This window comes from Methylibium sp. T29 (assembly GCF_000576205.1).
In the GTDB taxonomy this organism is placed as follows: Bacteria; Pseudomonadota; Gammaproteobacteria; order Burkholderiales; family Burkholderiaceae_C; genus Methylibium; species Methylibium petroleiphilum.
Window position 1 is genome coordinate 1 of the sequence record NZ_AZND01000597.1, and the last position, 610, is coordinate 610.

1 protein-coding gene and 1 pseudogene are annotated in these 610 nt (G+C 73.8%); both read right to left on the bottom strand.

Annotated features, from left to right (window positions below):
- Positions 1-399, bottom strand: a 399-nt coding sequence (locus x551_RS23035; protein ID WP_036252273.1) for a 4-oxalocrotonate tautomerase, incomplete at its 3' end; no start/stop codon positions are given.
- 14 nt (positions 400-413) lie between these two features.
- Positions 414-610 (bottom strand): annotated as a pseudogene (locus x551_RS23040) (short-chain dehydrogenase); the annotation flags it as partial.

Consider the following 610-nt stretch of genomic DNA (forward strand, 5'->3'; position numbering starts at 1 on the left):
CGCGGCCACCTCCTGCGCCCGCATCACGCTGGCCGGCGTGCCGGCGATGCCCCAGAGCTGCGGCGGGATCGGCCAGCAGCCGCCGCGCACCAGGCTGCGGTCCACGCCGAGGATGCTGACCACGAGGTCGGTGAAGCCGGCGATCAGCGCCTGGCACTCGTCGAGCGGCCGGCCTTCGAGCACCAGGAAGTGGAAGAACGGTGCCGACGGTGCGCCGTCGCTGACCAGCCGGCCGGCCACCACCGCATGCTGCGGTTGGTGCAGCGTGGCGGTGACGCGCACGCGGTCCAGCGGACTCTTCAGCACCTCGGCATAGAGTCGGGCCGAGGCGAGCAGCAATTCGCCGATCTGGTCGTCGCTGTGGCGGCCGGCGGTGAGGCGGTATTCGAGGATGGGCATGATGGCGTCCGGCCTCAGGCCATGCCCTTGCGGCGACCGGCGTCCATGAACAGCGTGCTGCCGGCCAGCGCGTCGGCCTCGGGGGCGAGCAGCAGCGCGATGGCCCAGGCCACCTGCTCGGGCGTGGTGAGCGCGCCGAGGGCCGATTCGGCGCGGTACTCGTCCAGCGCCGCCTCGAGGCTGATGCCGCCGCGCGCCGCGCGGTCGGCGG